Origin of the sequence: Synechocystis sp. PCC 7339 (genome assembly GCF_019924095.1) — a bacterium.
In the GTDB taxonomy this organism is placed as follows: Bacteria; Cyanobacteriota; Cyanobacteriia; order Cyanobacteriales; family Microcystaceae; genus Synechocystis.
Genome location: NZ_CP063659.1, coordinates 1068010 through 1091820 on the forward strand (window position 1 = coordinate 1068010; position 23811 = coordinate 1091820).

The window sequence follows — 23811 nt, forward strand, 5'->3', positions numbered from 1 at the left end:
TCACAATTTCTCATCATAACTGATTTACTCTCTTTTGCAAAAGTTGCTTTTTCCCTACTTCCCCCGCTGTTGTGCCCGGGCTATTGGCCGCTAGAATGCAGTTGCTCGATCCTAATTGAAAAGCTGATGACCACCATTACCTCCCAGGCGATCGCCCGTTACCGAGACCAACTTGCCCAATCTGTGGAGGCGATGCAGGCGCTGGATACCATCGAGGATTGTGAAGGTAATTTAGAAGATGCAGCTTTGACCCTGGGCATCCAGGTGGGGCAACAGCCCGATCGGAATGACTGGCTAGAAGGCTTGGCCAAAAGATGTCGGGTAGCCATTTGTGAGGGGGATTTTCCTGCGGCGCTGAAGGACAATAACATTAGTGCCGTGGTCAGTCACCTCAGCGAGCGCAAAGTCTGTCATCCCCTGTTGGCGCCCCTGGTGGTGGCCTACGTTTTGGAGCAAGGTATTGAGGATTTTTGTGCCCCTATCCATTTCAAGCTCAATTACGATGGTGAAAACAGTTGATTGATGACATTCCCATTACCCAGGCCCAGAATGAGCAAGGGGCAAACCTAGGCATAGGCAACGCAAACCGATGGGATGGCCGCATTGGCTGTCAGCGGGAATGGAGTTGGCGGGGTTGGCAAATCCGATACAGTTTTCGTCACCCTCCCGAGGCCACTGGTTTACCCCCCATGTTGCTCATCCATGGCTTTGGCGCGGCGATCGAACATTGGCGTTATAACCTGTCGGTGTTTGCCCAGCACACCAGCGTTTATGCCATTGATTTACTGGGTTTTGGTGGTTCCCGCAAGGCCAACGAACGTTACAGTGCCTACTCCTGGGCCGAGCAAGTGGGGGATTTTTGTCGGGAAATAATTGGTTGTCCGACGGTACTAGTGGGAAATTCCATTGGTTCCCTGGTGGCTTTGACCGTGGTGGCAGAAAATCCAGCCCTAGTGGCCGGATTAATTATGGCCAGTTTGCCCGATGTTTCCCTCCGTCAGCAGGCCGCTCCCCGTTTTTTCCGGCCTTGGATTGAAAAAATAGAAAATGCTTTTTCTCCCCCTTGGTTGCTCAATAGCCTATTCAAGTTTATTCGTCGTCCCCCGATTATTAGGCGTTGGGCTAGTTTGGCCTATGGTTTACGGCGGGAACAGCCTGATCCAGAGCAGTTTGAAGAAGAATTGGTACAGATTATTTGCTCTCCTCCCCAGGATTTGGGGGCTGAGGTTGCTTTTCAGCAATTATTTAGCTCTGTGCGCCAGCCCCACTTTGCGCCGTCAGTGAGGGATGTATTGCCTAGCCTAGATTTACCCATGTTGCTACTTTGGGGGGATGGTGATCGGTTCATTCCCTGGCGGTATGGGGAGCAATTTGCCCAGTTAAATGACAAAATCGAGTTTCAACTTTGGCCAGGGGTCGGCCATTGTTTGCACGATGAGTGTCCGACCAAGTTCAACCAAACTTGCTTAGCATGGCTGGAGCGAAATTTTTCCACTGTCACCCTTAGAGCTGGATAAAGAGCAAAATCAAACAGGAGCAATGGCATAGGGCAGCTTGAATGATCCTGATGCGCCTAAAAGGTGTACCAGTCACGAATGGAGCTGGCAAAGTCTTCGTCGCTATTCTCTTCATCGCCATAGTTACCAAACTCGACAATGGAGGTCTGTTGAGCATCCATCTCCTCTCCACGACTTTTTTTGTTGCCAGATAAACCTTCTCCTGAATCAGTGCTATACCGTCCGCCCCGTTGATTTTTTTCAATTTGTCTTAGAATCTTGCGCACCACCGAGGCTAAATTTTTAGCGGTTATTTTTTCGTAGGCAATACCATAGACGTCCAGCACTTGTTCTAGTTCTAATAAAGCGGCATGGTAATCCCTCACGCCCCGACGAATTTTGCTAGAAAGTTCATCTAGACTAACTTTATCGTGGGCAACGCCGATGTTGCGGGCAAATTCTTCTAATTCCATCAGGATGGAGTGAGCTGTGCTGAAAGAATCGATTTCATCTACCTGCAAGGGAGTAGATTTTTTTAAAGGATCCCGCATAATTGCCCCAATGCCCCTCAACACTGCGGTACGAATTTCCCCCCGCATTTGTTCAACCCGTTGCATCTGAAAGGCTTTTCCTTCTTCACTGGCCACATACATGGGAGGCAGACGGTTCAGGGTGTAGCTAGCTACCTCGGCAATGCTGACAAATTTGGCGACGTTGACAGGCAATTTTTGCAGTTCTTTATAAATTTCATCCTTGACCACTACTTCGAGTAAATTAAGACAAGTTTTCTGCTGACGTCTTTTCTCCTCCTCTTTTTCATCCAATAGGTTTTCTAGTAATGATTGACTAATACTGTCGGAGGTAATGCCATAAATAGGAGCGATAATATCTAGTAAGTTCTTGGCGATCGGCACGTAGGCCTGCTTCCGATTCAAGCTTTCAATCAAGTTATACATGTCCGACACCAGGCGCTTGATATCTGGTTGGACTTTCATTAAGTTCATTAGCAGCATGTAGGTAGAACAGCTACCCACTACCTTTGGGTCATTTTCCCAAACTTTATTGGTCAGACCGTAAATGATTTTCTTGAGCCTAATTCTTTCGCGGTTACTCTCAATTTTGTTGATAACATCGGGTAAGCATTCCGTGTTAAATTTCATGATAGTTAGCGAATGTTAGGGGAAGAATTATTGCTGACACAGACCAATGGCGTCGATAGCGATTGGGGTAGGGTATGCGGGTATGTGAACCATTTTTGATGATTGTGCTGACCGCCAATAATAGATATAATAACAGCCCTACACCGACACCATAGTCTGGGGGTAATGGTTCTGATATATCTCCTAAAATCGCGACTGGGAGATGAATGGGTAGCAATCACCAAAAAAGTTCATTTCAACTAAATCAAGGCAGCTTGACTAGTTAATTGGAACTAGCGATAGGTTCCCCTAGCTGTTGGGCAAGGAGATAACGGCATTCTTCCACCGATCGCCTCTGGGCTAGGGCTTGTTGCAACTGACCATGGGCTTGGCGATGTTGTTCCAGTAAGTTTTTGGCCTGGAGAAAAGCCCAACTTTCTTTTTGGTTTAGTTTAATTTCCGGCAGTCCTGCCCGACGAAAGGCTTGGCGTAGCTGTTGGCGATCGCCGTTCCCCCCCTGGGCTTCACCGTAGATAATTTTTTCCGCGGCAATACCTGCCATCCAGACCGTAGCCCAACGTTCCAGAGCTTGGGGACGGAGGTGCCAATCCCGACACTGATTTTCTAGATTAGTCGTATCGAATTGGACACCCGCCATCCCGCCAGACCCCTGGCGCAGAACTTCCCAGGGACTAAGGCTGTAGTTAGTAATGGGAACCTGTAGGCAATGGGCCACTAGGAAATGCCCCGCTTCATGGCACAGTATCCTCTCTTTTTCCGCTTTGGTTTGGAAGAGACCGACAAAAAAATCTGTCCCCCTTCCCTGCCAACTGATTTGATCCGCTGTGATTATGCCCAAAATCCCCAGGGTTGCCACCGTAGGAATGGCCGGGGAAAGGTGGACTATCGGCCCCACCAGGGCAGACATCATCATCAAAAAAATGGCGATTGCCACCAGATTTAAACGACTATCAGACATGATCAGTAAAAATAGCTCAAGTTAAAATCGATTAGTTTGGCTAACTAAAAGCGCACCTGGGAATAGGCTGCATCAGAAATGGTGGGAATTTCTGCATAGCGCCCCAGCACTGATTGAACAATGCCAAAAAATCCACAGGCTAAGGCACCAAGGAAAGCAAAATTGTAGAGAGTTTCCGTGACCAATCCTTGGCCAAACACTGGCTGAATAACGTAGGCAACAATTAGGCCAAACAATGATAGTAGGATGCCAATTAGGATGGCTTGCATGGCATTGAAGCGGATAAAGTGGGAAATATTGTTATTTCTAACCACCGCCATAAACAGCACAATAAAAATAATGAAAGAAGCAAAGGGAAACTGGTAATAAAATTGCAACAAGGGCATAATGGGCAAGTAAATTATCTGCAAAATAGGAAATTGCTGCAATAAAAAACTGCCGAACATGAATGCATCAATGAGAGGAATTAGATAAATTAGAGCACTAAAAAAACGATCTTTCCCGTCCGCCGTACTATTAGATGCCATAGAAAATTCCTTGTTGATTTAAAAAGAGTTAGGGAGATTATGCCTTGATTTTAACCTGGGTTCATTATGGGGCGGATTCGGTCTTCCCCCCCCCGGCGATCGCCGAGGGAAAATTATTTTTCTAGCCCACCGCCATGGGCGCAATGGTGGCCAGCCGACTCCTACCTCAAGTTAGTTAACAGCCTATCCAAAACTTGCTAGAGTGTTCATTGGCCAAAAACCCGATTAATTCTTTTATTATTACCGCTTTGCCATGGTTAACACCTACACCGCCGAAATCCAACACCAGGGTCAGACCTACACCATCTCCGTGCCCGAGGATAAAACGGTGCTCCAAGCAGCGGATGATGAGGGGGTGCAATTACCCACTTCCTGTGGTGCCGGAGTTTGTACTACCTGTGCAGCGTTGATCACCAAAGGCACAGTGGATCAAGCTGACGGCATGGGGGTTTCGGCCGAACTACAGACAGAGGGTTACGCTTTACTCTGTGTGGCCTATCCCCGCTCAGATTTAAAAATTATCACTGAAAAAGAAGACGAAGTTTATCAACGGCAGTTCGGCGGTCAAGGCTAGATTCGGCCGTAATTCTCCTTTTCCATGACAAATTTTCCAGATCAACAGTTGCCACCCCAAAAGCTAAGCCATAATTCAGGTAGCGGCCAGTAGTAAGGTGGATTTTGACCATGGAATCGACAAGTAAAACCTGGACAGAACTCATGACTCCCCTCAGTCAGTTCTGGCTGGAGTCCAGTAGTCAGGCTTGGAAAAATTGGTTTGACCTTATGGCTAAAGGAGGCGCCGGCGGGATGATGGGCAATGCTCCCCAGCCCTTTGATTCTTTACCCCAGCAGTTCCTCCAATCCCAGCAGTTTTATGGACAGCTACTCAAGCTTTCCTTTGAGGCTTGGCAGAGTCTGTGGCCAAAATTGGACAATGGTTCGGCCCAAGCCGCAGTGCAGGGCTACCTAGAACAGTTACAAGCTCAGATTGAGCAATATACCACCAGCACCCAAGCTCTCCAGGGAGACATGGATGGTTTATGGCAGTGTTACCTCAAGGAAGTACAAAAATTTTCCCAACTCTGGCTCTCCACTTGGCAGAGCAGCGTCGCCCCCCTGGGCAAATTACCAACAGGGGATATCCATACCTGGCTAGATTTAAGTAATCTTTATGGCGATGCCCTTTACAGTAAAAATCTCGGCAGTTTTATGCGATCGCCGTTATTGGGCCCCAGCCGGGAAATGAATGGCAAATTGTTGCGGGCCTTTGACGATTGGGTCAAGTTGTCCCAGGCCATGGCGGACTATCAATTACTAGAAGCGGATATTCAATACCGGGGCTTTGCCGCGCTGATGGAAGATTTATTAGCCCGGGCCCAGGAAGATAAACCCGTTAAAACTTGGAAGGAATTTCAACAACGGTGGGCGATCGCCGCTGACCAAGTATTTGAAGAAGCTTTCTGCCAAGAGAAAAACCTTAAAGTAAGGGGCAAATTCATCAATGCTTTGAATCGTTATCGGATTCAACAACAAGAAATTCTCGAAGCATGGTTAAAAACGCTCAATTTACCCACCCGCTCCGAGGTAGATGAAATTCATCAAACCATTTATCAATTACGGAAAGAAGTTAAAAGTTTGAAAAAGCGTTTAGGGGAAACGGAATTAAGCCAAGATTAAGATCCTAGTCTGCCACATTTACTGCATTGGTAATTGCTGACTATATTGGTGGCCAAATCAAAAAAATGTCGACAAGATCTTTGAGATCATTAAATCTTGACGGAGGACTACCGGGAAAGAATCATAATCTGTTCAGACAATGCCCTTGGCTAACTGATTAACCGTTAATGTTTTTACTTTTTTTTATTGTTCATTGGTTAAAAATTATGTTGCCTTTTTTTGCTCAGATGGGACTGGAAGAAAATCTCCACGAAACACTAGATTTTACTGAAAAATTCCTCTCCGGCTTGGAGAATTTACAGGGCTTGGAAGAAGATGATATTCAAGTGGGCTTTACCCCCAAGGAGGCAGTTTACCAGGAAGATAAGGTTGTTCTTTACCGCTTCCAACCAGTAGTGGAAAATCCCCTCCCTATCCCCGTCTTAATTGTTTACGCCTTGGTGAATCGCCCCTACATGGTGGACTTGCAGGAGGGCCGTTCCCTGGTGGCTAACTTGCTCAAACTGGGTTTGGATGTGTACCTAATTGATTGGGGTTATCCTTCCCGGGGCGATCGTTGGTTGACCCTAGAGGATCATTTGTGCGGCTATTTAAATAACTGTGTGGATGTGATTTGCCAGCGCTCCCACCAGGAAAAAATCACCCTCCTAGGGGTCTGTCAGGGGGGCACATTTAGTTTATGCTATGCTTCCCTTTTTCCTGAAAAAGTTAAAAGCTTGGTGGTGATGGTGGCCCCGGTAGACTTTGAGCAACCCGGTACTTTATTAAATGCCAGAGGTGGCTGTACCCTGGGGGCTGAAGCGGTGGACATTGACTTAATGGTGGATGCCATGGGCAATATTCCAGGGGATTATCTTAATTTGGAATTTCTCATGCTTAAACCCCTGCAATTGGGTTATCAAAAATACCTTGATGTGCCAGATATTATGGGGGATGAGGCCAAATTATTAAACTTTTTACGCATGGAAAAATGGATTTTTGATAGTCCCGATCAAGCGGGGGAAACCTACCGTCAATTCCTCAAGGATTTTTATCAGCAAAACAAGTTGGTTAAAGGGGAAGTGATGATTGGCGATCGCCGGGTGGATTTGCACCATCTCACCATGCCCATTTTGAATTTGTATGCCGAAAAGGACCATTTAGTGGCTCCCGCCTCTTCCCTCGCCCTGGGGGACTATTTGCCCGAAAACAGTGACTACACCGTACAATCTTTCCCGGTAGGGCACATCGGTATGTATGTTAGTGGCAAAGTGCAACGGGATTTGCCCCCGGCGATCGTCCATTGGTTGTCAGAACGACAGTGAAAATTCTCTTGGAATCCCAATAAAAATCAGGACTCATCCAGGGCCTTAACTGATACATCCACTGCTTGCACGTCAATGGTACCAGGGGGAGTGGGACGGGTAAATTGGCCATTGCTTACCTCCAACACTTCCCCACAACTGGGGCATCGGCATGGTTGACCCTCAAAACCAGTGAAATGGTACTGACAAACGGGACAGTCCCCATCTACCAATTTTCTCTTCAGCCACCAGCGAAACACTAAAAAGCCCACCGTTGGAGCGAGGAATAGCAACAAAATCAACAAAGCAATGCCATTGACAACCCATTTCAGACCAATGGCACTGAGGAGTAAGGCCACAGCCAGCACGGTTAGGCCACAGCCTAGGCCTGATTGGTTGACGGTAACAAATTTGGGAGAAAAATTGTTCACAGATGGCTCCTACCAACAGCATTACCGTTGGGATTACTATTTTCCATCCTAGTCCATTGGCTCCGCAGTTGGAATACCGGGGCATTCCCCCCTGGGCTAAAGGTTTTGAATAACTAGGACACTATGCCTATCCCATCAGAATGACATTATCAATCACATGAATAATGCCGTTGTCCGCTTCGATATCGGGGATGATTACCGTAGCATTTTTCACTTCAAACCCCTCCGTACAGTCAATGGCGATCGGGGAACCTTCCACCGAATCAACGGTTGATAGGCGACATAAATCGGCTTGGGTAAGCTTTCCAGAAACCACGTGGTAGGTCAGAATCCGAGCTAATTGGGGAATATTCTGTACTAGGGTGGCGATGGTGCCAGGGGGGAGTTTGGCGAAGGCCGCATCTGTGGGAGCAAAAACCGTAAAGGGCCCAGGACTTTGCAACACGTCAACCAAATTGGCCGCAGTAACAGCGGTTACCAATGTAGAAAACCTATCGTCGGCTACGGCAATTTCAACAATGTTAGGCATGGATTTAATCAGCTTAGTTGGGCAAGCACGGAATAATTAGAGGGGGTAAAGAAAGATTTGTAATTTAGCTATTACGGCGGAAAATACTGGCAAATTGCCCCGAACTGGAGGGATTTAAGACGCAACTTCAGAGTATTTAACTCTGGTTCATGGGTTAGCCCCAAAGCAACTAACGATAGCGATCACTTTGAATATCTTTTAAGCGGGCCTCGGGGCGGAGAAACCGATCCATTTGAGCTTCAAAAAACTGTCGATTCTTGGCTAAATGTCGGGGGTTAGGATCGTCTAGGGGATATAACAATGCCGTCCGTAAAGCTTGGATAACTGCGGAGGTAACATTGTACATTGAGCGCTGGAAAGTGATACCCAACTGCACTAACATATCATCCTCACCCCGGCAATGTTTTTGATAATATTCCACTAAATAGGGCGGTAAAAAGTGCAACATATCATCCATTAACAACGTGGGGGGAATACCCGCAGTACCAACGGGGAACACATCGGCATACAAAATACCATAGTGAAAATCCTTTTGTTCGTCTGGTACCTGTTTGGCCTGGGCATTATAGGATTTGGTACCCCGGAATGGTGCGGTGCGGTAAAATACAGCTTCCACGTAGGGTAATGCTGCTTCATAAAGCCAAGTAAAGCCTTTAGATTTAGGAATAATTTCTAAACATTCGCCATCAATATAAACATGGTGGTAAATGGGGCGGCCAGCAATGGCAAAAATACCGTTAACTAAGAAATTCATGGCATCAGGAACTCCTTTAAATCCGCCCTCATCGTAAATGTCGGACATTTCAAAAAATACCGGGGCCATTACTTCCCAAAAAAGCCCCAAATTGGAATAGTAAGATAGTTCTCTGACTTGTTCCAAAAATAAATCAGGAAAAAGTTTATATAACGCCAACATGGGGGGATTACCCTTGAAGTAAGCTCGGATAGCTTTATCTGCGTTGGCCTTATATTCGTCACTGTCTAGGTAGGCATCAAATTTCCCCATCCCCATATCCCGACCATGCCATAGCATTGCTTGCATACAGGCTTCCGCAAACTCCATGTTGATGCGGTCATGCCAGAGATGATGGAACAATTTAGGCATTTTGGTGGTATTGCCTTTTTCCATAAATTCCAGCAACTCAGGGTGGGCATAAGCCTCTCCCCGCCAGATTCTCAGGTCGGCACTTTCCCCGGCATAGTGGTTGGGGAGGTCTAAATATTCCTGGGGTAGAAAATATTTAAAGAAACGCAGGGGATTAAGGAAAACCCGTTCCGCAATGTAGAGCAGATCTCGCCAGTAAAAATCCATGGGCACAGCATAGGCTTTGTAAATGCCGATGATCTGCATTAAGTTTTCCGGGGTATCTGGCAACATGGATCCACCGGCTTCAAGACGATGGATAACCTCGGCAAAGGGATGGGTAGAGGGGGGCAAGACGGTGTTTTGGGTCAGGCTAGTCATTTAAAGCTCATCGGGAAAAATAAACGGCACTAAATGCAAAGAACAATGGTAACGACGTTAAAGTTGTGGCAAGGTCACCCTTTGGGCTAATTGCTCGACGGCGGGAGCGCCATGGGTCAGTTGGGCAATCATGTCATTGGTGGTGGTTTGCGTCCAATGTACTAAGTAATTGGGCTGAACACCGAGGAAGAAAATAATGGCGGTTAATACCAGGGCAGGTAGCATTTCCGATGCCAACACTTTTGAATAGTAAGCCTGTTCGTTGTCGAGTTTGCCAAAGCAGGTGCGGTTTAAAAGAATGACAAAATAGACCGCTGTTAAGCCCGAAGCCAGAATGCACAGTAGGGTGGGAATGGGAAAGGTGGGAAAACTGCCTTGAAAAACGATGAATTCGGCGGCAAACCCTACCAAACCAGGAATGCCAGCACTGGCCATGCCGCCAGTAATCAATAATGCACTGGTAAGGGGTAAACCCCGAACGGGATTCATCAAGCCATTCAACACATTTAGGTCGCGGGTACCAGCTTTGCGTTCGACGATACCAACAAGGTGAAACAGTAATGCCAAAATAAGACCATGGCTAACCATTTGGGCCACTGCCCCTAATACACTTAGTTCCGTGCCGGCGGCGGCGGCCACTAAAATGTATCCCATGTGGCCAATGGAGCTATAGGCCACCATCCGTTTAATATCTTTTTGGGCGATCGCCGAGAGGGCTCCATACAGTACAGTGACCGTGCCAATGATGGCTAGCACCGGGGCAAATTGGGCCCAGGTTTGGGGAAATAATTGCAGACCAAAGCGAATGATACCGTAGGTTCCAAGTTTGGATAAAATTCCGCCCAATAGAATAGCCGTGGCCGGGGAAGCTTCTGTGTAGGCATCCGGTAACCAGGTATGGAGCGGAACCAGGGGGATTTTGATGCCAAAACCTAGCAAAATCAGAATCAGCAGAATGGTTTGGGCTGACTCAGTGAAGGTTTGGGTCATTTGTGGATTGTAGTCAAAAGAATGACTACCGCTCAGTAAACTCATACCTAGAAAGGCCGCTAACACCAACAGACCAGAAAAAGCCGTGTAGAGTAGAAACTTCATGGAGGCATATCCCCGCTTTTCTCCACCCCAAATGGCAATCATCAAATAGAAGGGAATTAATTCCAGTTCGTAGAAGACGATAAATAGAAGCAGGTTTTGGGATAGTAGGGCACCGGAAATACCGGCATTAATTAACAAAATCAACCCGTAGTAAAGTCTTGATCGGTTTACGTTGGGCCCAATACTATAAATCGCCACTCCTGTTAACAGATTATTAAGAATGACTAGGGGGAGGGATAATCCATCGATGGCAAGACTATAGTTCAAACCAAGCTGGGGAATCCAAGGCAGATATTCCTGGAATTGAAACTGCGGGTCTGTAACGTCAAACTTAAACAACACTAGCAATGACCAAACAAGGGTCAACACAGCGAATAGTTCGGTAATTTGCCGCAGTTGTTTGGCTTGTATGTTGCCCGGAAAAAAGCCAATAATTAAAGCTCCGATAACTGGCAGGATTAATAGCAGGCTAAGCATGGCAAAAAGAGGTGATAAATCAGTTGGGTAAACGTAAATCTTGCCGGTAAAAAATCAAAGCTGAACAAGTTTGATTCATGGGCTTTAGGTTGTGATTGATTTTCTCCAGCTTGGACTTAAAATGCTCGGCCAAACAGAGAATAACTGAGAAAAGCGCCAATCAAAGTCAAGCCTAGAACTATGGAAAGAACATAAAACTGCGTCTGACCAGAAACGTTATATTTCAGGCTCTGACCACTAAAAATTGTTACGATGCCGATCAAGTTAATTACCCCGTCTACAAAGGTTTTATCGATCCAGTTAATCAGGCGAGAAATTGAATCAATGATGGCGACAATCGTTATTTTGTAGAACTTTTCTGTATATAGATCATAGGCAAAAAAGTTTTGTACTGCGGGCAAGGGTAAATTAATCGGTTTAGTAATTTTGGGATTGAGGTAAACAAAGGCTGAGCTTCCCACACCAAGCAAGCTAGAAAGAATTAAGACTGAGCTTAGTCCCCAATTGATATCGGCAAAATCCGGTAATAAATTTCCTTGCTTTAAGATGAGGGACAGATGCAGAGCAAAACCCACTGTTACCACCATGGGCAGCACCAGGGCCCACAAACCCTCTGGCGATCGGGTAGTCATCGGTTTAGCTACACCACCGAAAATCAAACAAAATTCCCTGGTTACATTGAAGGCGGTGAGTAGATTGACCATCAACAAAACCCCCACCAGCCAAGGATTTGTTCCCGCTAAATTTTCTGTCAGTTTTAACCAGGCCCAAAAAGTACCAAAGGGAGGAAGGGCAATAAGGGAAGCAATACCGACCAGATAACTCAAACCAGAAATTGGACGACGACTCCAAAGACCGCCGTACTGGGTCAAATCCTGGGTAACGTTGTTAAGAATGATGCCCCCCACACACATGACAAGAATTGCCATAGCAAAGGTGTAGGTGAAAATCAATTGTAGAGCCGTTTCTCCTTGCTCCGTGCCCACAGCAATGAAGACCAAGCCCATATAAGCACTGACCACATAGGAAAGGGAGCGCTTGATATCAATCTGGGCAATGGCGATGAGGGAAGCACCGATCGCCGTTAGGGAACCGACAGTGACCATGAAGGTTAAAGCCACAGGGGAAAGGGTCAGAATTGGTTGTACTTTTACCAAAACCCATGCTCCCGTTGAAACCACCACTGTATTCCTGAGAATGGTGGCGGGAATCGGCCCTTCCATGGCTTCATCCAACCAGAGATGGAGCGGAAATTGGGCACATTTAGCCAAAGGTCCAGCAATTAAGGCTAGACAAAGCAGGGTAGCGGCGGTGGGATTTAAGTCTGCACTGGCAGCCCACTGGGCTAAATCATCATAATTCCAACTTCCAGCCAGAGGTAGTAGCGCCACCACCCCCATTAATAAAATTAAATCCCCAACCCGTTTAGTTAAAAAAGCATCCCTCGCCCCGGTGACCACTAGGGATTGATTGAACCAATAGCCAATGAGAAGATAGGTTCCTAGGGTCAAAATTTCCAGAACAACGTAGCTGAAAAACAGTGAGTTGCACAACACTAAAGTGCATAATCCTGCTTCAAATAGAGCCATTAGCGAGAAAAATCTGGCCCAGCCCCAGTCCCTTTCTAGGTAGCCAATGGCATAAATCTGTGCCCCCAAATTAAGCCCAGTAATCACCACTAAGGCAGCAATGTTGACGGTGGATATTTTTAAATCAAAGCTAATCTCTAGGTCAGCGGCCTGTAGCCAGGGAAAAGAAAGATCGATGGCGGGTTGCTGCCAAATATAGATAAGCACTAGCAGACTATGCAAAAATGCAGTGAAAGTCATTAAAGTGCTGATATAGCCTGCCGGTCTTGGCCCCGTTTGTCGAGTTAAGCCCGGTGACCAAGGGACTGCTAAGAGGGCACCTAAGAGAGCGTAGCAAGGTACTAGCCAGATAATTCGACTTAAACTTTCTAACATGGGGGTTGTGGGAAATTTTGTTAACAAGGTTCCACTTTCGCCGTCCAAACGTTCGAGTCACCGAAAAATTTTCCGGATTACTCGGTGCGAAGAACCCAGGAGCGTCTAGAACCCAGACCGGGAAAAGCTAATACAATTAAAGTGATGGCCGAAATGGCTGATTTGATCTAGGCCCCAAGGGGACGCGACCATAGCCAAGCAGCAATGATAGACGCTAGATGCATAGAAACAGTGTTATTTGTTACACCATATCATAGGTTAAATAAAATCCCAGATCAACAACCATTTGCTTAAGCAAATGATAAGTCTGGGTAATTAGAGGAGATGGCGATCGCCCTGGGGAGAGTTCACTCCTGGGGCAAATTTGAGCTTTTAATCTGAACCATCAAATCGGTGATTAATCTGTTGCCATTCCCGCAGTAGGGCCCGACATTGCAAACAGTCCAAAATTTTTAGCAAATCGACTAGTTGTGAAGGGACATGGAACTCGGCTCCGATCGCCTTGGGGTTGGGGGAAAAATCTTCGTTGATCCTGATCCAATAGCCATAGAGCTTTTGGCTGGAGAAAGAACTATTAACGGTCCAACCGCCGGGATTGAGGGGTACTATTTCAGTGATGGCATCAAGGGGGACATCCAGTTCCCGATTGAGAATTTCAGCCAAAGTTAGCTCCACCTTAGTTATGTCCGTGAGCCTTCCTCCGGGAAAATCCCAAGTAGATCGACCTATCCCCGGGCGAAAAATAGGATGGGGTAAAAGCAGGCGATCGCCCTGTTGGGGCAATACCACCAAAGAATCGGCCTTTTCCACTCGCCAATAATCTAATCTCCTGGCCTGGCCGTCCTGCCACCGCTCTCCCTTTAAGGTCAACCAGGGATTTTTAACCTCCGCAAAACATTCCAACAGAGTCCAAGCCAGACCGTCGGACTGATTTTCCTGGTCGGGTTCTGATCCAATCTGCAAAACTCGCCCATCGTTCAAAAGACGATCATAATTTTTATCTATGGAGAGCATTGCCAAAATCCTTTTCTTAACATTTCTTAAAAATAAAGCTGTTATAGCAACAATATTGATTAATTTCTATCTAATTTTTGGCGGCGCCCATTGCTATCAGTTGTAAATTGATGAAAATGCTGTAAATTTTTGTAACAAAGTTCAACTTTATCTTGACTTTTGTAAGTCTTTGCAAAATCCAGGAGCTAGAACTGGTCAGGGTTGAGGCAATTTTTAATTATTGTTACGCAGGTCTTGCCTAGGGGGGGGGAGGCCGTATTATCTTCTAGTGATGTTTGCTGAAAACGCCTATCTGTGCAAGGTTTAACATCGTTATTATGAAGCGAAAACTTATTCCCTTTTTTACGCTTCCTCTATTACACTATTCTGCATAGGAAACCCTTAATAGTTCATTGTCGAGCGAGGAGAACCCTGCATGACAATTAGTCCACCCGAAAGAGAGGCTAAGGCCAAAGTCTCGGTTGATAACAATCCGGTACCAACTTCCTTCGAGAAGTGGGGCAAGCCGGGTCACTTCGACCGGACTTTAGCTAGAGGTCCCAAAACCACCACCTGGATTTGGAATCTCCATGCCAATGCCCATGATTTTGATAGTCAGACCAGCGATTTAGAAGATGTTTCGCGCAAAATCTTCAGTGCTCACTTTGGGCACCTCGCTGTGGTCTTTGTTTGGTTAAGTGGAATGTACTTCCACGGCGCGAAATTTTCCAATTACGAAGGTTGGTTAGCTGACCCCACCCACATTAAACCCAGTGCTCAAGTGGTTTGGCCCATTGTTGGTCAAGGCATTTTGAATGGAGATGTGGGCGGCGGCTTCCACGGTATTCAGATTACGTCCGGCCTGTTTTATCTCTGGCGAGCCTCCGGTTTCACCGACAGCTATCAGCTTTACTGCACCGCCATTGGTGGTTTGGTTATGGCTGCCCTAATGCTGTTCGCTGGCTGGTTCCACTACCACGTCAAAGCTCCCAAATTGGAATGGTTCCAAAATGTGGAGTCGATGATGAACCATCATTTGGCTGGTTTGTTGGGTTTAGGCTCCTTGGGATGGGCGGGTCACCAGATCCACGTTTCCATGCCCATTAATAAACTTTTGGATGCTGGGGTTGCTCCTAAGGACATTCCCCTCCCCCACGAGTTTATTTTAGAGCCGAGCAAAATGGCGGAACTTTACCCCAGCTTTGCCCAGGGCTTGGCGCCGTTCTTTACCCTCAACTGGGGAGTCTACGCTGACTTCCTGACCTTTAAAGGGGGATTGAACCCAGTTACCGGTGGACTCTGGCTGTCTGATTCTGCCCACCACCACTTGGCGATCGCCGTCCTGTTCATCATTGCCGGTCACATGTACCGCACGAACTGGGGCATCGGTCACAGTATGAAGGAGATCCTCGAAGCCCACAAGGGCCCCTTCACCGGGGAAGGTCACAAAGGACTTTATGAAATCCTGACCACTTCTTGGCACGCTCAATTGGCCATTAACCTCGCCCTGTTAGGTTCTTTGACGATCATCGTTGCACAACACATGTATGCGATGCCTCCCTATCCCTACCAGGCGATCGATTACGCTACGCAGCTATCCCTATTCACCCACCACATGTGGATTGGCGGCTTCCTCATTGTAGGGGCCGGTGCCCATGGCGCCATCTTCATGGTGCGTGATTATGATCCCGCCAAAAACGTTAATAACTTGCTGGATCGGATGCTGCGCCACCGTGACGCCATCATTTCCCATCTCAACTGGGTATGTATTTTCCTCGGCTTCCATAGCTTTGGTCTTTACATCCACAACGACACCATGCGGGCTTTAGGCCGTCCCCAGGACATGTTTTCCGACACGGCCATTCAACTGCAACCTATCTTTGCCCAATGGGTACAGCACCTGCACACCTTGGCCCCCGGAGCCACTGCTCCCAATGCCTTGGCCACTGCCAGCTATGCCTTTGGTGGAGAAACCGTTGCCGTTGCCGGTAAAGTCGCCATGATGCCCATCACCCTGGGTACGGCGGACTTCATGGTTCACCACATCCACGCTTTCACCATCCACGTAACGGCCCTGATCCTCCTCAAAGGGGTTCTGTATGCCCGTAGTTCTCGCCTTGTTCCCGATAAAGCGAATCTCGGCTTCCGTTTCCCCTGTGATGGCCCCGGTCGCGGCGGTACCTGCCAAGTGTCTGGTTGGGACCACGTTTTCCTCGGTCTGTTCTGGATGTACAACTCCCTTTCCATCGTCATCTTCCACTTCAGTTGGAAAATGCAGTCCGATGTTTGGGGTACTGTTTCCCCTGATGGCGGTGTCACCCATGTGACCCTGGGTAACTTTGCCCAAAGTGCCATCACTATCAATGGCTGGTTGCGGGACTTCCTCTGGGCCCAAGCCGCCAACGTAATCAACTCCTATGGTTCTGCCCTGTCGGCCTATGGCATTATGTTCCTCGCCGGACACTTTGTCTTCGCCTTCAGCCTTATGTTCCTGTTCAGTGGACGGGGATATTGGCAAGAGTTGATCGAGTCTATTGTCTGGGCTCACAACAAACTGAATGTGGCTCCTGCCATTCAACCCCGCGCTTTGAGCATTATTCAAGGTCGTGCGGTCGGTGTAGCGCATTATCTCCTCGGAGGTATTGTTACCACCTGGGCGTTCTTCCTCGCCCGCAGTCTTTCCATTGGCTAGACTTTGAGCTGAAGTTGGGTTTTCCGGGATAAACCAGGGGGATTGGCTGAGGTTTTTACCATTCCTAATCCTCCCCCTGCCCTTCACCCTCCCCAGCCTTTAATAGAAGCGGTTTTAATTTCGCTTTTACCCTATATTCACCCCTATAACCCCTTGTTATAGTGGCTTTAACAATCCGGAAATGAGCAGCGCTTCTGCATTAGCCTCATTTTGCTTGCTTAACGAGGAGAATTTCCGAAAAAGCTATGGCAACTAAATTTCCTAAATTTAGCCAGGATCTCGCCCAAGACCCGACTACACGGCGTATTTGGTACGGGATTGCTACGGCCCACGACTTTGAAACCCACGATGGGATGACTGAGGAGAATCTTTACCAAAAGATTTTTGCCTCCCACTTTGGTCACATCGCCATCATTTTCCTGTGGACGTCTGGCACCCTTTTCCACGTTGCGTGGCAAGGTAACTTTGAACAATGGATTAAAGATCCTTTAAATATTCGCCCGATCGCCCATGCGATTTGGGATCCCCACTTTGGCGAGGGGGCTGTCAATGCCTTCACCCAAGCTGGGGCTTCTAACCCGGTTAACATTGCTTATTCCGGGGTTTACCACTGGTTCTACACCATTGGTATGACCACCAACCAAGAGCTCTACTCTGGTGCGGTCTTCCTATTAGTGTTAGCTTCCCTGTTTTTGTTTGCAGGCTGGTTACACCTCCAACCGAAGTTCCGTCCTAGCTTAGCTTGGTTTAAAAATGCCGAGTCCCGCTTAAATCACCACTTGGCTGGTTTGTTCGGGGTTAGCTCCTTGGCTTGGGCTGGTCACTTAGTCCACGTCGCGATTCCCGAAGCCCGGGGTCAACACGTTGGTTGGGATAATTTCCTGTCCACCCCTCCCCACCCCGCCGGCTTGATGCCTTTCTTCACCGGCAACTGGGGGGTGTATGCGGCTAATCCCGACACCGCTGGTCACATCTTTGGTACTTCTGAAGGTGCTGGTACTGCCATTTTGACTTTCCTCGGTGGTTTTCACCCCCAAACGGAAGCTCTTTGGCTAACGGACATTGCCCACCACCATTTGGCGATCGCCGTGATCTTCATCATTGCTGGTCACATGTATCGCACCAACTGGGGCATTGGCCACAGCATCAAAGAAATTCTTAACGCCCATAAAGGTCCCCTAACCGGCGCAGGCCATACCAACCTGTACGACACCATCAATAACTCCCTCCACTTCCAACTCGGCTTAGCGTTGGCAAGCTTAGGGGTTATTACTTCCTTGGTGGCGCAGCACATGTACTCCCTGCCCTCCTACGCCTTTATCGCCCAGGACCACACCACCCAAGCGGCCCTCTACACCCATCACCAGTACATTGCTGGATTCCTGATGGTTGGTGCTTTTGCCCACGGTGCCATCTTCTTCGTCCGGGATTACGATCCTGTGGCCAATAAAGATAATGTGCTGGCCCGCATGCTCGAACACAAAGAAGCATTGATTTCTCACCTCAGTTGGGTGTCTCTCTTCTTGGGCTTCCACACCCTTGGTCTTTATGTCCATAACGACGTGGTGGTCGCCTTCGGTACCCCCGAAAAACAAATTCTGATCGAGCCTGTTTTTGCCCAATGGATTCAAGCAACTTCCGGTAAAGCTCTCTATGGCTTTGACGTATTGCTTTCTAATCCTGACAGTATTGCTTCCACCACTGGAGCCGCTTGGTTACCCGGTTGGTTGGATGCTATCAACAGTGGCACCAACTCTCTGTTCTTGACCATTGGTCCTGGGGACTTCTTGGTTCACCATGCCATCGCCCTAGGGTTGCACACCACTGCCCTGATCTTGATCAAAGGTGCTTTGGATGCCCGTGGTTCCAAGTTAATGCCGGACAAAAAAGACTTCGGCTACTCCTTCCCCTGTGACGGCCCCGGCCGTGGCGGTACCTGCGACATCTCTGCTTGGGATTCCTTCTACCTAGCCATGTTCTGGATGCTGAATACCCTGGGTTGGTTGACCTTCTACTGGCACTGGAAACACCTCGGTGTTTGGACCGGTAACGTTGCTCAGTTCAACGAAAACTCTACCTACCTAATGGGTTGGTTCCGGGATTACCTCTGGGCAAACTCTGCTCAGTTGATCAATGGCTACAATCCCTACGGTGTCAATAATCTGTCGGTTTGGGCTTGGATGTTTCTCTTCGGACACCTGGTCTGGGCCACTGGCTTTATGTTCCTGATCTCTTGGCGGGGTTACTGGCAAGAGTTGATTGAAACCATCGTTTGGGCCCACGAGCGCACTCCTTTGGCGAACTTGGTTCGTTGGAAAGATAAGCCCGTTGCGTTGTCCATCGTTCAAGCCCGTTTGGTTGGCTTAGCCCACTTCACCGTTGGTTATGTCCTCACCTATGCGGCATTCCTAATTGCTTCCACAGCAGGCAAGTTCGGTTAACGAAAATCCTCTGTTAGGTAATTAAGTAAGTCCCCTACCCTCGTTGGTGGGGGATTTGCTTTGGGGATTAAAAATTGCCACGAAAATCTGGCGATCGCCTAGGAAGATCGCCCGAACTAATTGGATTTGCTCAATGCCACTGTCCATGAAATCCGCTACTGTATGTTTAGCCAACTTGCCCCGTCCATCCCGTGTGAAAAAAACACAAATCGTTCATCTGACCTTCGTAAGACAAAATGCAGTGATTCTTCATACGTGGCATTGCGCCTTCAATCTATTTTCAGTCGAACTTTGAACTTTAAATAATTGGGATTATTTTGATAAAATTGAAGAAATATCCATTAGAGCTTGTTCAAAAACAAATTGTCGAGATTTTACTCCCATTCTCTCCAAAATTCTTTCAAGACCAACAGGAAAGCAGAAGAGTTTGTCTTGAGTTGACTAGTGTCTCAAAAACTTTGCAGGCGGTGAGCAAAGGTAGCCCTTAGTTAAGATTTTATAATTCTTTTTAAATATTTTTGGCGGACACTTTATCACCTGAGGATCTACTGGTAATAGACTTTTTCCCGACAATCATCCAAATTTTAATAAGCCGGACTGGTTGGATATGAGTATAAGAAGAAAAGTGTTGATGTTTTTGTCTTTGCTGTTTGTAACAGCCATTGGCAATGGCGCTTTAAGTTTTCAAATAGAAAAATATGGTGAAAAAAAACTATAATGAGTCAATCATACGAATCAAGTTTTAGGTGAAATAAGTAACTTTTTGGGTAGCATAGATAACGCTGAAGCTAATCAACGAAATTATTTGCTTACCAAAAGGCCATTTTATTTGATGCATTATCAGATTAGCGTAGAAAAAATTGGATATCATTTCAACCAATTGAAAATTTTGACTATAGACAATCATATTCAGCAACAACGTTTAGACGCCGTCAAAAAATATCTTGAAATTAATCTCAATGAGTTATCAAAAACAACTCGTTTAAATCAGGAGAATAATTATATCAAAGCCCTTGAAATTATTAATCAAGGCGAAGGTAGGAAGTCAATGGAAGAAATCAAATGAATTCAAAAATATTAACCGATACCCTTGGCCATGATGCAAGAGATATGGTGGTAAAGGAGACGGCTAATCGTCTTCAACAAGCTGTTCGCTCCGATGATGCTCTATTCCGTATCGGCGGAGATGAATTTATTTTGATAATACAAAATCTTGAGAATAGCTTAAAGGTTGAGGATATTATCTTTAATATCTTAAAGATTTTTAAAAGACCTGTAATAATTCAGGGCCAATCAATTGAAATTTTGCTCAGCAATGGCATTGCCATTGCACCTGATGATTCAGAAAAAGATGACGAAATTTTAAAATTTTCTGATATTGCAATGTATGAAGCTAAGCAGGATGAAAATACTGAGTTTAAATTTTTTGATCGAAGTATGCTGAAGCGTTGGAGTGATTAGTGAGCAACCTATTGTAAATAAAAGGATGGAACGCTGTTATTTGCTATTATTCAATGTCATTCACAAATACCATTCCATTTACTCCGCCCTTGATTTTGTTAGCTCCATCACTAAGCTTGACATCCACGATCATACGTCACTAGAAATACTGGATGCTGTAGGTATAACCTTTTGAATCAATTATAAAATCAATTAGTAAGTCAATCGGAATCATATTTGTTTCCAGGGATAGGTAGTCTGTTTGTGAGAGGAGAATCAGCTATGGCCAATATTCTTTTAGTGGACGACGAAAATGCTTTAACGGAACCCTTGAGCAAAGCATTAGGGCATCAGGGTTATCACACTGACGTCGCCGACCAAGGACAAATGGGTTTAGCCATGGCGGTCGGCGGTCAATATGACTTGTTAATCCTTGACTGGATGTTGCCCCAGGTATCGGGGTTGGAAATTTGTCGTCAGATTAGGGCTCTAGGAAGATCAACGCCGGTTTTATTTCTCACCGCCAAAGATACCCTAGATGACCGAGTGGCGGGCCTAGATGCCGGGGGAGATGACTATTTAATTAAACCCTTTGAATTACGGGAACTTTTAGCCAGGGTGCGAGCCCTATTGCGACGGCAAGGCCAAGGGGAAATCCCCCCAGAAACCCCAGGTAAAAGTAATATGCTTAGTGTCAACAATGTCAGCCTAGATGTGGCTAATCAGGCGGCTTATTGCCAAGGTCAGCGCATTGCCCTGTCGGAAAAGGAAGTCGCCCTGCTGAGTCTGTTCCTTCAGGCTCCGGGACAAATTTTGAGCCACGAGGAAATTTACGCCCGCCTCTGGCCGGGGGAATCGCCTCCCAGTAGCAACGTTTTGGCGGCCCTAGTGCGATTGCTACGACGCAAAATTGAACAGCCCAATGCCCCCCGCCTGATTAATTCCGTTTACGGCAAGGGTTATTGCTTCGAAGCATATTAACCGACGATCGCCTTGACCGCGTCGACAATTTGGGGTGGTTGGACAATGGTCAGCCGTTCCAACATGCCGTTATAGGGGGTGGGAATATCCTGGGAAGAAAGGCGCACTACCGGAGCGTCTAACTCATCGAAGAGATGGTCATTAATGAGGGCAATCAGTTCTGCCCCAATGCCGCCAGTCTTCATACATTCTTCGACAATGATCACCCGATGGGTTTTCTTCACCGAAGCGCTAATGGTTTCCATGTCAAAGGGCTTGAGGGAAATCAAGTCGATCACTTCCGGGTCGTAGCCTTCTTTTTCCAGGGTTTTGAGCGCTTGCAAGCAATGGTGACGCATGCGGGAATAGGTCAAAATGGTCACGTCTTTGCCAGGGCGCACCACTTCCGCTTTGTCTAGGGGCACAATGTATTCGTAGTCGGGGAGATTTTCCTTCAGGTTGTAGAGCAGTACGTGCTCAAAAAATAACACCGGATTATTGTCTCGAATGGCCGCTTTGAGCAAACCCTTGGCGTTGTAGGGGGTGGAGCAAGCCACAATTTTTAACCCCGGCACCGCATGGAAATAGGCCTCCAACCGTTGGGAATGTTCTGCCCCCAATTGCCGACCGACGCCCCCAGGACCACGGATAACCATGGGAATTTGGTAATTGCCACCGGATGTATAGCGCAACATCCCCGCATTATTGGCAATTTGGTTAAACGCCAATAGGAGAAAACCCATATTCATGCCTTCAATGACTGGGCGCAATCCTGTCATGGCCGCCCCCACCGCCATGCCGGTAAAACTGTTTTCGGCGATCGGGGTATCCAGCACCCGCATTTCGCCATACTTCTCGTACAAATCCTTGGTTACTTTGTAAGAACCGCCATAGAGTCCCACATCTTCTCCCAGCACAAGGACGTTGATATCCCGTCCCATTTCTTCGTCAAGGGCTTGGCGTAGGGCGGCAAACAGTAGGGTCTCAGCCATGATTTCTGGGGGAAAACTTAGTTTTTAATAACAATTTAGACCGTCGCCGCATCTCTCCCTGTTGGTCCGGTATAGGCAAACCAAGCAAGGGCGATCGGGGCACAACAATCTAGTATTTTGACATACTGACTGGCCTCCATAGCGGGGATTTTGGTCAAGGGGCAAGGTAGAGGTCGATTAGGACACCAATCCGAAAGCTGTTCTTGGTCACCTGGGCCTGCTCAAGTAACCAATTCCCCTCCTTGAAAAGCACTGGCACCTTGCGTGTTGATTTGCCTGTGCCACGTTTTTGATAGGATGAAAGGCTAGCTGAGTTCTAATCTTTGCTTGCCTAGTCCGATTGATTGTTCCCATCCGTTCCCCCCAGAGGAATTTCCCATGCCCCAGGCCGTTGGCGTTATACAAACCCTTGGCTTTCCCTCCGTTTTAGCTGCCGCCGATGCCATGCTCAAGGGGGGTAGGGTGACCCTGGTGTACTATGACTTGGCAGAACGGGGAAACTTTGTTGTCGCAATACGGGGTCCAGTGTCGGAGGTTAATCTCTCGATGAAGATGGGTCTAGCCGCAGTCAATGAATCAGTTATGGGGGGAGAAATTGTCAGCCACTACATCGTCCCCAATCCTCCCGAAAATGTCCTAGCGGTTCTGCCGGTGGAATACACAGAAAAAGTAGCTCGCTTCCGCACCTAACGGAGACTTTGCCGCCGTCGTAGTCCGATGTACACCACTTAGCCTATAGTTGACCATGGGATTCTCGCTGATTCCCACCCCGACTAGTCGTTAAGTCGAGAGTTTTGATTCGATCTGTCCTTTAGTTTTTGCCGCCACTGTCAAGGAGAAAAATATGTCCGCCCAATCCGCCGTCGGTTCCATTGAAACCATTGGTTTTCCCGGTATTCTTGCCGCTGCTGATGCCATGGTTAAGGCCGGTAGGATTACCATTGTGGGCTACATTCGGGCAGGGAGTGCTCGGTTCACCCTTAATATTCGTGGAGATGTACAAGAGGTGAAAACTGCGATGGCGGCGGGTATTGATGCCATTAACCGCACGGAAGGGGCAGATGTGAAAACCTGGGTAATTATTCCCCGACCCCACGAAAACGTAGTAGCGGTTCTGCCCATTGATTTTAGTCCTGAGGTGGAGCCTTTCCGAGAAGCTGCCGAAGGTCTGAATCGTCGTTGATTTTTTCGTGAAAGTGCAACAATTGTGGATGGGGGCGGGCTGTAAGAT

The 23811-nt window shown here is 47.3% G+C and carries 24 protein-coding genes; 12 read left to right on the top strand and 12 right to left on the bottom strand.

What is annotated here, in order from left to right:
- Nucleotides 1–126: 126 nt before the first annotated feature.
- Together IQE94_RS04935 and IQE94_RS04940 are read left to right on the top strand one after the other, a co-directional pair.
- Nucleotides 127–519, top strand: coding sequence for a hypothetical protein (locus IQE94_RS04935; protein ID WP_223342814.1), 393 nt, complete (start codon nucleotides 127–129; stop codon nucleotides 517–519).
- The gene (locus IQE94_RS04940) at nucleotides 516–1517 is read left to right on the top strand and encodes an alpha/beta fold hydrolase (protein WP_223342815.1); all 1002 of its coding nucleotides are present in this window, start codon (nucleotides 516–518) and stop codon (nucleotides 1515–1517) included. Before IQE94_RS04935 ends, IQE94_RS04940 begins: the two co-directional genes overlap by 4 nt.
- Before the next feature lie 56 nt (nucleotides 1518–1573).
- Here IQE94_RS04940 and IQE94_RS04945 read toward each other — a convergent pair whose 3' ends face one another.
- The 3 genes from IQE94_RS04945 to IQE94_RS04955 form a co-directional block, all read right to left on the bottom strand.
- Nucleotides 1574–2656 carry a late competence development ComFB family protein gene (locus tag IQE94_RS04945; protein ID WP_223342816.1) on the bottom strand — a complete coding sequence of 361 codons (1083 nt, stop codon included), beginning with the start codon at nucleotides 2654–2656 and terminating at the stop codon, nucleotides 1574–1576.
- Between the two features lie 262 nt (nucleotides 2657–2918).
- Nucleotides 2919–3614, bottom strand: a complete 696-nt coding sequence (locus IQE94_RS04950; protein WP_223342817.1) for an ATP-dependent Zn protease — start codon at nucleotides 3612–3614, stop codon at nucleotides 2919–2921.
- A 44-nt stretch (nucleotides 3615–3658) separates the two neighbouring features.
- On the bottom strand, nucleotides 3659–4141 hold the full coding sequence (locus tag IQE94_RS04955; RefSeq protein ID WP_194017288.1) for a Tic20 family protein: 483 nt from the start codon (nucleotides 4139–4141) through the stop codon (nucleotides 3659–3661).
- A gap of 253 nt (nucleotides 4142–4394) precedes the next feature.
- On the opposite strand from IQE94_RS04955, the gene IQE94_RS04960 reads away from it, so the two are divergent.
- From IQE94_RS04960 to IQE94_RS04970, 3 genes are all read left to right on the top strand, one after another.
- Complete coding sequence (locus IQE94_RS04960) at nucleotides 4395–4715, top strand: 2Fe-2S iron-sulfur cluster-binding protein (RefSeq protein WP_212716549.1); 321 nt, start codon at nucleotides 4395–4397, stop codon at nucleotides 4713–4715.
- A gap of 110 nt (nucleotides 4716–4825) precedes the next feature.
- Complete coding sequence (gene phaE, locus IQE94_RS04965) at nucleotides 4826–5818, top strand: class III poly(R)-hydroxyalkanoic acid synthase subunit PhaE (RefSeq protein WP_212716551.1); 993 nt, start codon at nucleotides 4826–4828, stop codon at nucleotides 5816–5818.
- Between the two features lie 167 nt (nucleotides 5819–5985).
- Nucleotides 5986–7122 carry a class III poly(R)-hydroxyalkanoic acid synthase subunit PhaC gene (locus IQE94_RS04970; RefSeq protein WP_223342818.1) on the top strand — a complete coding sequence of 379 codons (1137 nt, stop codon included), beginning with the start codon at nucleotides 5986–5988 and terminating at the stop codon, nucleotides 7120–7122.
- A gap of 26 nt (nucleotides 7123–7148) precedes the next feature.
- Here IQE94_RS04970 and IQE94_RS04975 read toward each other — a convergent pair whose 3' ends face one another.
- From IQE94_RS04975 to IQE94_RS05000, 6 genes are all read right to left on the bottom strand, one after another.
- Nucleotides 7149–7532: a hypothetical protein gene (locus tag IQE94_RS04975; protein WP_223342819.1), complete on the bottom strand. Its 384-nt coding sequence runs from the start codon at nucleotides 7530–7532 to the stop codon at nucleotides 7149–7151.
- Nucleotides 7533–7659: 127 nt separating this feature from the next.
- Complete coding sequence (locus tag IQE94_RS04980; protein ID WP_212716557.1) at nucleotides 7660–8061, bottom strand: fasciclin domain-containing protein; 402 nt, start codon at nucleotides 8059–8061, stop codon at nucleotides 7660–7662.
- 169 nt (nucleotides 8062–8230) lie between these two features.
- Nucleotides 8231–9526, bottom strand: coding sequence for a CO2 hydration protein (locus IQE94_RS04985; RefSeq protein WP_212716559.1), 1296 nt, complete (start codon nucleotides 9524–9526; stop codon nucleotides 8231–8233).
- A gap of 57 nt (nucleotides 9527–9583) precedes the next feature.
- Nucleotides 9584–11098 (bottom strand): NADH-quinone oxidoreductase subunit M, encoded by a 1515-nt coding sequence (locus IQE94_RS04990; RefSeq protein ID WP_212716561.1) that lies wholly within the window; start codon nucleotides 11096–11098, stop codon nucleotides 9584–9586.
- Between the two features lie 116 nt (nucleotides 11099–11214).
- A complete protein-coding gene (locus IQE94_RS04995; protein ID WP_212716563.1) occupies nucleotides 11215–13062 on the bottom strand; it encodes an NAD(P)H-quinone oxidoreductase subunit F in 1848 nt (615 codons plus the stop codon).
- A 372-nt stretch (nucleotides 13063–13434) separates the two neighbouring features.
- Nucleotides 13435–14076 carry a hypothetical protein gene (locus IQE94_RS05000; protein WP_223342820.1) on the bottom strand — a complete coding sequence of 214 codons (642 nt, stop codon included), beginning with the start codon at nucleotides 14074–14076 and terminating at the stop codon, nucleotides 13435–13437.
- Nucleotides 14077–14491: 415 nt separating this feature from the next.
- On the opposite strand from IQE94_RS05000, the gene psaA reads away from it, so the two are divergent.
- Nucleotides 14492–16747 carry a photosystem I core protein PsaA gene (psaA, locus tag IQE94_RS05005; protein ID WP_223342821.1) on the top strand — a complete coding sequence of 752 codons (2256 nt, stop codon included), beginning with the start codon at nucleotides 14492–14494 and terminating at the stop codon, nucleotides 16745–16747.
- A gap of 245 nt (nucleotides 16748–16992) precedes the next feature.
- Entirely contained in the window at nucleotides 16993–19188 is a 2196-nt protein-coding gene (gene psaB / locus IQE94_RS05010; RefSeq protein ID WP_212716569.1) for a photosystem I core protein PsaB, read from the top strand.
- Between the two features lie 21 nt (nucleotides 19189–19209).
- On the opposite strand, the gene IQE94_RS05015 is transcribed toward psaB, so the two are convergent.
- Nucleotides 19210–19362 (bottom strand): hypothetical protein, encoded by a 153-nt coding sequence (locus IQE94_RS05015; protein ID WP_223342822.1) that lies wholly within the window; start codon nucleotides 19360–19362, stop codon nucleotides 19210–19212.
- Between the two features lie 589 nt (nucleotides 19363–19951).
- On the opposite strand from IQE94_RS05015, the gene IQE94_RS05020 reads away from it, so the two are divergent.
- The 3 genes from IQE94_RS05020 (at nucleotide 19952) to IQE94_RS05030 (ending at nucleotide 21609) form a co-directional block, all read left to right on the top strand.
- The gene (locus IQE94_RS05020) at nucleotides 19952–20254 is read left to right on the top strand and encodes a CHASE3 domain-containing protein (RefSeq protein WP_212716573.1); all 303 of its coding nucleotides are present in this window, start codon (nucleotides 19952–19954) and stop codon (nucleotides 20252–20254) included.
- A complete protein-coding gene (locus IQE94_RS05025; RefSeq protein WP_212716574.1) occupies nucleotides 20251–20649 on the top strand; it encodes a diguanylate cyclase domain-containing protein in 399 nt (132 codons plus the stop codon). Before IQE94_RS05020 ends, IQE94_RS05025 begins: the two co-directional genes overlap by 4 nt.
- Nucleotides 20650–20910: 261 nt before the next feature.
- A complete protein-coding gene (locus IQE94_RS05030) occupies nucleotides 20911–21609 on the top strand; it encodes a response regulator transcription factor (protein ID WP_212716575.1) in 699 nt (232 codons plus the stop codon).
- On the opposite strand, the gene IQE94_RS05035 is transcribed toward IQE94_RS05030, so the two are convergent.
- Together IQE94_RS05035 and IQE94_RS18590 are read right to left on the bottom strand one after the other, a co-directional pair.
- Nucleotides 21606–22580: an alpha-ketoacid dehydrogenase subunit beta gene (locus IQE94_RS05035; RefSeq protein WP_212716576.1), complete on the bottom strand. Its 975-nt coding sequence runs from the start codon at nucleotides 22578–22580 to the stop codon at nucleotides 21606–21608. The genes IQE94_RS05030 and IQE94_RS05035 overlap by 4 nt on opposite strands.
- Before the next feature lie 35 nt (nucleotides 22581–22615).
- A complete protein-coding gene (locus tag IQE94_RS18590) occupies nucleotides 22616–22738 on the bottom strand; it encodes a hypothetical protein (protein ID WP_255611365.1) in 123 nt (40 codons plus the stop codon).
- Between the two features lie 220 nt (nucleotides 22739–22958).
- On the opposite strand from IQE94_RS18590, the gene IQE94_RS05040 reads away from it, so the two are divergent.
- Both IQE94_RS05040 and IQE94_RS05045 read left to right on the top strand, forming a co-directional pair.
- Nucleotides 22959–23270, top strand: coding sequence for a carbon dioxide-concentrating mechanism protein CcmK (locus IQE94_RS05040; protein WP_010872076.1), 312 nt, complete (start codon nucleotides 22959–22961; stop codon nucleotides 23268–23270).
- Nucleotides 23271–23424: 154 nt separating this feature from the next.
- Nucleotides 23425–23763, top strand: coding sequence for a carbon dioxide-concentrating mechanism protein CcmK (locus IQE94_RS05045; RefSeq protein WP_010872077.1), 339 nt, complete (start codon nucleotides 23425–23427; stop codon nucleotides 23761–23763).
- Nucleotides 23764–23811 lie beyond the last annotated feature (48 nt).

What these genes read in the sequence shown, in the direction of transcription:
- IQE94_RS04935 (WP_223342814.1), top strand. Translation starts at nt 127, where the DNA reads ATGACCACCATTACCTCCCAGGCGATCGCCCGTTACCGAGACCAACTT.
- IQE94_RS04945 (WP_223342816.1), bottom strand. Translation starts at nt 2,656, where the DNA reads ATGAAATTTAACACGGAATGCTTACCCGATGTTATCAACAAAATTGAG.
- IQE94_RS04950 (WP_223342817.1), bottom strand. Translation starts at nt 3,614, where the DNA reads ATGTCTGATAGTCGTTTAAATCTGGTGGCAATCGCCATTTTTTTGATG.
- IQE94_RS04955 (WP_194017288.1), bottom strand. Translation starts at nt 4,141, where the DNA reads ATGGCATCTAATAGTACGGCGGACGGGAAAGATCGTTTTTTTAGTGCT.
- IQE94_RS04960 (WP_212716549.1), top strand. Translation starts at nt 4,395, where the DNA reads ATGGTTAACACCTACACCGCCGAAATCCAACACCAGGGTCAGACCTAC.
- phaE (WP_212716551.1), top strand. Translation starts at nt 4,826, where the DNA reads ATGGAATCGACAAGTAAAACCTGGACAGAACTCATGACTCCCCTCAGT.
- IQE94_RS04970 (WP_223342818.1), top strand. Translation starts at nt 5,986, where the DNA reads ATGTTTTTACTTTTTTTTATTGTTCATTGGTTAAAAATTATGTTGCCT.
- IQE94_RS04980 (WP_212716557.1), bottom strand. Translation starts at nt 8,061, where the DNA reads ATGCCTAACATTGTTGAAATTGCCGTAGCCGACGATAGGTTTTCTACA.
- IQE94_RS04985 (WP_212716559.1), bottom strand. Translation starts at nt 9,526, where the DNA reads ATGACTAGCCTGACCCAAAACACCGTCTTGCCCCCCTCTACCCATCCC.
- IQE94_RS04990 (WP_212716561.1), bottom strand. Translation starts at nt 11,098, where the DNA reads ATGCTTAGCCTGCTATTAATCCTGCCAGTTATCGGAGCTTTAATTATT.
- IQE94_RS04995 (WP_212716563.1), bottom strand. Translation starts at nt 13,062, where the DNA reads ATGTTAGAAAGTTTAAGTCGAATTATCTGGCTAGTACCTTGCTACGCT.
- IQE94_RS05000 (WP_223342820.1), bottom strand. Translation starts at nt 14,076, where the DNA reads ATGCTCTCCATAGATAAAAATTATGATCGTCTTTTGAACGATGGGCGA.
- psaA (WP_223342821.1), top strand. Translation starts at nt 14,492, where the DNA reads ATGACAATTAGTCCACCCGAAAGAGAGGCTAAGGCCAAAGTCTCGGTT.
- psaB (WP_212716569.1), top strand. Translation starts at nt 16,993, where the DNA reads ATGGCAACTAAATTTCCTAAATTTAGCCAGGATCTCGCCCAAGACCCG.
- IQE94_RS05025 (WP_212716574.1), top strand. Translation starts at nt 20,251, where the DNA reads ATGAATTCAAAAATATTAACCGATACCCTTGGCCATGATGCAAGAGAT.
- IQE94_RS05030 (WP_212716575.1), top strand. Translation starts at nt 20,911, where the DNA reads ATGGCCAATATTCTTTTAGTGGACGACGAAAATGCTTTAACGGAACCC.
- IQE94_RS05035 (WP_212716576.1), bottom strand. Translation starts at nt 22,580, where the DNA reads ATGGCTGAGACCCTACTGTTTGCCGCCCTACGCCAAGCCCTTGACGAA.
- IQE94_RS05040 (WP_010872076.1), top strand. Translation starts at nt 22,959, where the DNA reads ATGCCCCAGGCCGTTGGCGTTATACAAACCCTTGGCTTTCCCTCCGTT.
- IQE94_RS05045 (WP_010872077.1), top strand. Translation starts at nt 23,425, where the DNA reads ATGTCCGCCCAATCCGCCGTCGGTTCCATTGAAACCATTGGTTTTCCC.